The following is an 8,103-nucleotide window of genomic DNA, read 5'->3' on the forward strand; positions in this document are numbered from 1 at the left end:
GGCGGGAACCCTCCCGCCGGGCGCCGTCACGTCTGTACGGGCAGCCGCTGCTCGAACCAGACCACCTTGCCGGTGCCCAGCCTGGTCGCGCCCCAGCGGTCCGCGCACCGGGCGACTATCTGCAGCCCGCGCCCGCGTTCGTCCTCCGGCCCGGTGCGGCGCGGGCGCGGCAGCAGCGGGCTGTCGTCGCCGACCTCGCAGCGCAGCCGGGTGGTGCGCACCAGGCTCAGGGTGACCGGCCGGGTCGCGTGCTGGACGGCGTTGGTCACCAGCTCGCTGACCATCAGCTCGGTCCCCTCGCTGAGCTCGTCCAGCCCCCAGCGGCGCAGCGTGTGCGCGGCCAGCCGACGGGCCCGGCCCGGCGTCTCGTTGCGCGGCTGGAGGTACCAGTGCGCGACGTCCCCGGCCGGGATGCCGTCGAAGCAGGCGCCGAGCAGCGCGATGTCGTCGCCGCGGTCGCCGGGCGGCAGGATCCGCAGCGCCTCCTGGCACAGCTGCTCGGGGGACTGCCAGCGGGCGGCGGCGATCCGGGCGCGCAGCACCTCCAGGCCGTCGCTGATCGGGCGGGTGCGGGTCTCCACCAGGCCGTCGGTGAACAACAGCAGCGCCGAGCCGGGCGGTGCGGGCAGCTCGACGGAGTTGAAGTCCACCCCGCCGACGCCGATCGGCGCCCCGGAGTCCAGCTCGACCAGCTCGGCGGTCCCGTCCGGGCGGACCAGCACTGGCGGGACGTGCCCGGCGTTGGCCATCACCACCCGGTTGGCGATCGGGTCGTACACCGCGTAGACGCAGGTGGCCAGGTGCTGTTCACGGCCGAGCCGCTGGGCCTGTTCGTCCAGGTGGTAGAGCACCTCGTGCGGCGGCAGGTCGAGGGCGGCCAGGGTCTGGGCGCTGGTGCGCAGCTGGCCCATGATGGCGGCCGAGGTGAGCGAGTGGCCCATCACGTCGCCCACGATCAGGGCGACCCGGTTGCCGGGCAGCGGGACGGCGTCGTACCAGTCCCCGCCGACCTGCGCGCCGCGCTCACCCGGCAGGTAGCGCTGTGCGATCCGGACGCCGTGCGACTGCGGCAGGCGCAGCGGCAGCATGCTGCGCTGGAGCTCGTTGGCGATCTCCCACTCGCGGGCGTAGCGCAGCGCGGTGTCCACGGCCAGCCCGGCCTGGGTGGCGAGGTGCGCCGCGGTCGCGGTGTCCGCGGCGTCGAAGACCGGGCGGCCGGTGCGTTCGGGAGGGCGGCGGATCAGTATCAGCAGCCCGAGCACGGCCTTGCGGCCGCGCAGCGGCAGGGCGAGGACGGAGGTGCCGGCGGCCAGCCGGGCCACCCCGCGGGAGCCGTACAGCTCGCGCAGCAGGGTCTCGGCGCGCTCGGCGGAGGGCGTGCCGAGGACGGCCGGCTCGGCGGGGCGGCGGCTCAGCAGGGCGTGGGCGAGGGCCCCGCCGCGGGTCACCGGGGTGGCCGGGCCGCCGTCGGCGGTCGAACGGGCGCCGTAGCGGGAGCGGCGCCGGTCGTCCAGGCCGCTCGGGCGGCCGCGCCGGCCGATCCGGGTGCCGGTGCTGTGGTGTATCCGCAGCTCCTCCGGGAAGCCGGGCTCGCGTTCGACGTTGGGCAGTGGGTCGCGCAGGTGGACGACGGCGGCGTCGGCGAGCGTCGGGACCAGTACCCGGCCGATGTTGCGCAGCGTCGCGGCGAGGTCGAGGGCGCTGTTGATCCGCCGGGTCGCCGAGTCGAGGTACGCCAGGCGGACCGCCATCTCGGTGCGCTCCGGCCGTGCGCCGGCCCGCTTCGCCGCAGCCGGGGCCACCGTCAGGGCCGGGGCCGAGGGCGAAGCCGGGCCCGCCGCCGTCGGGGCCGAGGTCGGGGCCGGGACCTGACGGCGCTGGCCCGGGACGGCGGGCGGCTGCTCCGCCTCGGTCTTGAGCTGGTCGCGCACGGCTGCCTGTCCTGGATTCGGTGTGGTCGGTGAGCTGTTCTGTTGCACCGGCCGCGGGTGCGGTCGGTCCTGTCCCGGTTCGATCAGCCGACGCGTCGACAGCACAGGAACAGCTGTTCCTCCGGCGGCAGCGAGGTACTGGCCGGTGCGTACGGATGCCCCGAGCACTCCTCGACGGCGAAGCCGGCCGAGACCAGAACCCGCTCCAGATCCTCCCTCAGATACCCACTGATCCGCAGCTCTCTGCCAAGGAACGGAAGCGGAACGTGATCCAGGTCCGCCTCGACCATACCGAGCGCCAGCAGTCCGCCGGGCCGCAGGAGTTCGTGCAGCCGCCCGAGCACGGTCGGGATCTCGTCCTGCGGCAGCAGGATCAGCGAGAAGAAAGCGGTGACCGCGGCGAAGCGGCCCCGGCCGTCCGGCCCCAGTTCGGGGGCGTTCCAGACCCGGTCCGCGCGCTCGGTGGCCAGATCGTACAGGTCGATCCGATGGAAGACCGGCGGGAACACGCCCGGGAAGGCGGTCCGCCGGGCCAGCGCGAGCATCCCGTCGGAGAGGTCCGCCCCGGTCACCCGGAGACCGCCCGCGGCCAGCTGTCGGACGGTCGGGTCACCGGTGCCGCAGCCCACGTCCAGCACCGGGGCGCCGGGTTCGAGCCGGGCGAGCAGCAGCCGGCCGCAGGCCAGCTGTCCGTCCTTGGCGGGGAAGGCCTCGCCGTACCCGGCGCCGATGGTGTCGAAGGCGACCGCCTGCAGTGCCCGGGCCGCCCGCCGCCGCCGTACCTCGGGATCGTCGTCGCCGGCGTCCTCGCCGACGGGGAACGGGTCGGATATCTGTCCGGTCGTCACGTTGCGAGGCACCCTTCCACCCGTGGCCTCCGGTGGCTCCTCCGCGGCCCCGCGGGCCGCTGCCGGTGGCGGTACGTCACGCTCTCCGCACCACACGGACGGACCGCACCCCGATGCGTTTCCGGCAGACACTCGTGCGTACTGGCATCTGAGAATATGCGCGATCACTGTGCCATGGGGTCCCTTTCCGGCCAACTCGCCGTGCTTGGGCCGTTGTGGCCGGGGTTGTGGAAGCACGAGGGTGCGGGCAGGGTTGTGCGCGAGACCCCGCACGCCGGACGGCGCGCCCGGGTGACGTCGATGACCTGCGGTTTTGCCGCTCCGCAGGCGGACTGTCCGACGTTTATTGAACGTCAATCGATCCGGTGCACAGTGGAGTCCAGCGCCGGGGAAGCGTTGAGGGCGCTCCCGCAGCCGGGGGGCTGCGGGGGCGCCGACGCGCGGAACGGGGGGAGGTTCTCCGTGGGGGAGCGGAGGCCTTACGGCGCGGGGGGAGAGAGGGGCTCGGTGTGCTGCTGGGAGATGAGGTCCGCCACGGGGGAGGCCTCGGGCACACCGAGCCGCGTGAAGATCGCATGCGCCTCCTGGAGGCAGGCGAGTCCACGGGCCGGCTGGGCGAGCGTCAACAGTGCCTCGCCCAGTGCGGCGTTCGCCAGGCCCTGGCAGTAGGCGGAGCCCAACTCCTGGCCGATCGCCAGCGACGCACCGGCCGCCTCGGCGGCCTCGGCGTGCTGCCCGGCGACGAGCAGGGCGGAGGCGAGGCGGGCCAGGGTGTAGCCCTCCCATAGGGGGTTCTGCTGCGACTGGTACAGCCCGTGCGCCTCCCGCAGGTGCGGGACGGCCTCGATGCCGGAGAGCACCACGCCCAGCTGGTAGAGGGTCTGGGCGAGCAGTGTGTCGTTCTTGGACTCGCGCGCGGCGGCAACGCCTTCGCCGGCCGACCGGATCGCCGTCTCCGTCATGCCGAGCCGGTGCTGCGCCCGGGCTATGTTGCTGACCACCCGCGCCTCAAGGAAGGGGGCGCCGACGGCCTGGCTGGTGGCACGGGCCTGTTCGTAGAACAACAGAGCCTCGGCCGGACGGTTGCCGACGTTCAGCATCACGCCCAGCATGTTGGCCGTGGCGAGGAGCAGGAAGGTCGGCTCGTCCGGGGCCTGGTTCTCCAGACTCCGGCGGAACGACTGTTCGGATCCCTGGAAGTCACTGGTGACGGACTGCAGGGTGCCCAGGGCGACGTGGACCCGGGCGAGTGCGGCGCGGTCGCCGCGGCGCTCCGCCTCGTTTCCGATGGTCTCCAGGATCTGCCGCCCCTGGGGGCCGTGGGTGGGGTCCGGGCCGAGGCCGTACACCAGGATCAGCAGGTCGATCGCCGCGTGCTGCAAGGCGCGCGGACCGGCCGCCGCCGCGGCCGTGGCGCTGAGCAGCAGGGCGCCCTCGGTTCGGAGCCAGTCCTGGGCGGAGCCGCTGGTCGGCAGGCTGATCCCGGCCGAGGAGGGTGTGGTGAGCAGCTCGGGCAGCGGGTCGTCCGGCTCGATGACCTGGGTCGCGTTGTGGACGGTCGGGATCAGCAGGTCGAGCAGCCGCAGCACCGCCCGCTCCTGCTCCCCGGTGTCCCCGATCCGCTCGTTCTGCCGCTGGGCGTAGAGCCGGAGCAGGTCGTGGTAGCGGTAGCGGCCGGGGGTGAAGCACTCCAGCATGTTTGCCTCGACCAGCGCCTCGGCGAGGTCCTCGGCGGTGTACTCGTCCACGCCGAGCAGCGCCGCGGCGGCCGCCAGCGGGATGTCGGGGGAGTCGATCAGGGCGAGCAGCCGAAAGGCGCGGGACTCGGGCCCGGACAGCTGTCCGTAGCCGAGTCCGATGGTGGTCTCCACGGCGAGGTTGCCGAGCTGGAGTTCGTCCAGCCGCCGGCGCTGGTCCGCTAACCGACGGGCCAGGTCGGAGACGCTCCAGCGCGGGCGGCTGGCCAGCCGGGCGGCGGCGATGCGGACGGCCAGCGGCAGGAAGCCGCAGGCGGTGATCACCTTCATGGCCGCCTCGGGCTCGTCGGCGACCCGCTGCTCGCCGACGATGGCCGAGAACAGCGCCAGCGCCTCGTCCGGGGTCAGCTCCTCGACGTCGAACAGCTGGGCGCCGGGGATGCCGGCCAGCCGGGAGCGACTGGTGGCGAGCACTGCGCAGCCGGAGACCCCAGGGATGAGTGGCCGGATCTGGTCGGCGTCGCGCGCGTTGTCGAGCAGGATCAGCATCCGCCGGCTGGCGAGCAGCGAGCGGTAGAGGGCGGCGCGCTGTTCCAGCGAGTCGGGGCTCTCGGCGACGCCGAGCGCATGCAGGAAGTCGCCCAGGACGGCCACCGGGTCGGCGGGTGAGGCGCCGGCTCCGCGCAGGTCGACGTACAGCTGCCCGTCCGGGAACTCGGCGCGGACGCGGTGGGCGACGTGCACGGCGAGAGTGGTCTTGCCGACTCCGCCGATGCCGGCCAGCGAGGTCACCACGACGGCCTGGCCGGTGGCGTTCATCAGGGCCGTCGAGAGGTCGCCAACCAGCTCGGTGCGGCCGCTGAAGTCCGATACGTCCGCCGGGAGTTGGGCCGGTGCGGGCGGCGCGGCCAAACCCTCCTCGCGGGCGGCGGGGGCAGCCGTGGCGGGGGGCGCCAGGTCGGGATCGGCGGCGAGGATGCGGGTGTGCATCGTGGACAGGCCCGCGCCCGGTTCGACGCCGAGCTCCTCGATCAGCAGCTTGCGGGTGTCGGTGTAGACGCCGAGCGCCTCGGCCTGGCGGCCGCAGCGGTACAGCGCCAGCATCAGCAGTTCGCGCAGCCGCTCGCGCAGCGGGTGCTCGGCGGTCAGGCTGTTGAGCTCGCCGACGATCTCGGCGTGCAGTCCGATGTCGAGGGCGGCGGCGCACAGCTCCTCCGCGGCGGCCACCTGGCGTTCGGCCAGCCGCAGCCGCTGGGCGTCGGCGTAGGGGCCGGGGACGCCGGTGAGCGGACGGCCGCTGAACAGGTCCAGCGCCTCCACCAGCAGTCGGTGTGCCTGGTGCCGGTCGCCCGAGGTGCGCGCGGCGGTGGCCTCGGCGGAGAGTCGTTCGAAGACCGTCAGGTCGAGGGCCTCGCCCGGGATGCGCAGCGCGTAGCCGTCGGCGACCGAGACCAGCAGCTCGGCGGGTCGGCGCACCTCGCGCCGGGGCTCGATGACGGAGCGCAGGCGGGAGATGTACGTGCGCAGTGCCGCCACCGCCTGGGCCGGAGGACGCTCGCCCCAGAGCGCGTCGACCAGGTCCTGCGTGGTGACGGGACGTCCGGAATGCAGCAGAAGTGTCGTCAGAACGGCCTGTTGCTGTGGCGATCCGAGGGAGAGCGGCTTGCCGTCGAGCCAGGCCTGGACCGGACCGAGGACTTGGAAGCGCAGCGCAGGGTCCTGCGGCGTCTCCAGAAACTCCATGAAGTCCCCCGATGGCCTGTGGTGTCGATTCCGTGAAAGGGCGCTCGGCGGTCCGCCGCGGTGGTTCAGCCTAGGCGGACGCCCGACTCTGCCGGACGGCGCCGCAAGTCGCACGGCGTTTATCGGACATTTAATCAACTCTACGATACTGTCCGCGCGCCCGCGCCACAGAGGTCGGGCTGAAGACAATTGATGACCGAAAGGCGGCCGCCCAATGGCCAACGACCAGAGCGAGACCCCGGAGCCGTCGGCGCCCCAGAACACGGCGCAGATCGGCACCCCGGCCGCCGCTGTGGAGGCGGGCGAGGCTGTCGAGGGTGCGGTGGCCGCGTCCTCGAACCCGGCCGAGTACACCGCGCCGACCGACGCGGAGAAGGACGCGTTCGAGAACGCCCCGTTCGGAGACGAGGGGCAGTACATAGAGGAGCCCGCCCGCCCGGCCGGCGGCAAGCCGGGCGGTCCGTACGAGCCGGAGACCCTCGTCGGCGGCAACCCGTAAGCAGCGCCGGCCGAGTGCCCCCGTGCCCCCGTCCGGGCACGGGGGCGCTGTTGGTTATGCGCGCGCCAATTCGTGTGCGGGTGGATAGCGGTGGCCGATTCCCGCCCGCGGTGCACGCATGGTGACCGGTGTTATCCGTAACGTGCCCGGCGGTGGGCGCCGGGCGTTCCGGAATTCCGGATTCATCGGGACGATTGTCCGGGTCCGAGCGTTACGGTTTGCGTGGATTTTTCCGCAAATTCCCGGTGCTGATCTCAATCAGCCGAATCGCGGGGCCCGGAGGTCGGGCCGACCTGGTGCGGGTCGGTGGTCCATTCCCGGCCGCCGGTCTCGGGGCGCAGGTAGTGCTCGCCGCCGATGGTGTCCATGTAGATGCCGGTACGTCCGGTCCTCCGGTCGAGGACGAGTTCACCCACGTGCGGCCGGTAGGCCGGGGCGTTTCGCTGTCGGGTGCTCACGGTGCTGCTCCTCGCTCTGGTCGGCGACTGGCCAGCATCTCTAGAGAAGCTAATATCTCTAGAGATGTCAACGGTCGTATCTCCTTACCGGCGACCGCGGGCGCGCCTACGATTTGTCCGAGGCAGAGGGAGCGGCGATGACCGGCAGCAGTGGCGACAAACAGCCCAAGTACCAACGGATCGCCGATGCCCTGAAGGCGGCCATCGACACCGGCCGGTACCGCGCGGGCGACCGCCTGCCCGGCGAGAACGACCTCATGGACGAGTACGGCGTGGCACGGATGACCGCCCGTCAGGCGCTGGGCGTGCTGCAGAGCGAGGGCATCGCCGAGGCGCGCCGCGGCGCCGGGGTGTTCGTCCGGGACTTCCGGCCGCTGCGCCGGCGCGGCATCCAGCGGCTGGCGCAGGGGCAGTGGGGGTCCGGCCGGTCGATATGGTCGGCGGACATCGACAACCGCAGTCTGGTGGTCGACCAGGTGTCCGTCGCCGAGCAGGGCGCGCCCGAGCACGTGGCCCGGGTGCTCGGGGTCGACCCGGGCGCCCCGATGTGCGTACGGCACCGCCGCTTCGTCCTGGACGGCAAGCCGGTGCTGCTCTCGACCTCCTACCTGCCCGCCGTCCTGGTCGCGGGCACCGCGATCACCCGCGAGGACACCGGCCCCGGCGGCACCTACGCCCGGCTGGCCGAGATCGGCGCCAAGCCCGTGCACTTCCGCGAGGAGGTCCGCTCCCGGATGCCCGGCGCGGAGGAGGCGGCCCGCCTGGAACTGTCCGCCGGCACCCCGGTCATCCTGATCTGCCGCACCGCCTTCGCCGACGAGGGGCAGGTCGTCGAGCTCAACGAGATGATCCTGGACGCCGCCTCCTACGTCCTGGAGTACGACTTCGACGCGTGACCCGGAGGCCGCGCCGGTACGGGAACCGCCC

At 73.1% G+C, this 8,103-nt stretch carries 6 protein-coding genes; 2 read left to right on the top strand and 4 right to left on the bottom strand.

What is annotated here, in order from left to right; translation table 11 throughout:
* Positions 1-26: 26 nt before the first annotated feature.
* The 3 genes from ACFU7Y_RS34690 to ACFU7Y_RS34700 all read right to left on the bottom strand — a co-directional run bounded on the left by ACFU7Y_RS34690 (position 27) and on the right by ACFU7Y_RS34700 (position 6,219).
* Complete coding sequence (locus tag ACFU7Y_RS34690; RefSeq protein ID WP_380770744.1) at positions 27-1,931, bottom strand: SpoIIE family protein phosphatase; 1,905 nt, start codon at positions 1,929-1,931, stop codon at positions 27-29.
* Positions 1,932-2,014: 83 nt separating this feature from the next.
* Positions 2,015-2,779, bottom strand: coding sequence for a class I SAM-dependent methyltransferase (locus ACFU7Y_RS34695; RefSeq protein WP_224282600.1), 765 nt, complete (start codon positions 2,777-2,779; stop codon positions 2,015-2,017).
* A gap of 479 nt (positions 2,780-3,258) precedes the next feature.
* Positions 3,259-6,219, bottom strand: a complete 2,961-nt coding sequence (locus ACFU7Y_RS34700; RefSeq protein ID WP_224282601.1) for an AfsR/SARP family transcriptional regulator — start codon at positions 6,217-6,219, stop codon at positions 3,259-3,261.
* Positions 6,220-6,433: 214 nt separating this feature from the next.
* Between ACFU7Y_RS34700 and ACFU7Y_RS34705 the strand changes: the two genes are divergently transcribed.
* A complete protein-coding gene (locus tag ACFU7Y_RS34705; protein ID WP_224282602.1) occupies positions 6,434-6,718 on the top strand; it encodes a hypothetical protein in 285 nt (94 codons plus the stop codon).
* Positions 6,719-6,972: 254 nt separating this feature from the next.
* On the opposite strand, the gene ACFU7Y_RS34710 is transcribed toward ACFU7Y_RS34705, so the two are convergent.
* Positions 6,973-7,176, bottom strand: coding sequence for a hypothetical protein (locus ACFU7Y_RS34710; RefSeq protein WP_224282603.1), 204 nt, complete (start codon positions 7,174-7,176; stop codon positions 6,973-6,975).
* 137 nt (positions 7,177-7,313) lie between these two features.
* On the opposite strand from ACFU7Y_RS34710, the gene ACFU7Y_RS34715 reads away from it, so the two are divergent.
* Positions 7,314-8,072, top strand: coding sequence for a GntR family transcriptional regulator (locus ACFU7Y_RS34715; protein WP_224282604.1), 759 nt, complete (start codon positions 7,314-7,316; stop codon positions 8,070-8,072).
* Positions 8,073-8,103: the final 31 nt, after the last annotated feature.

The sequence above is a fragment of the Kitasatospora sp. NPDC057542 genome, assembly GCF_042801945.1.
In the GTDB taxonomy this organism is placed as follows: Bacteria; Actinomycetota; Actinomycetes; order Streptomycetales; family Streptomycetaceae; genus Kitasatospora.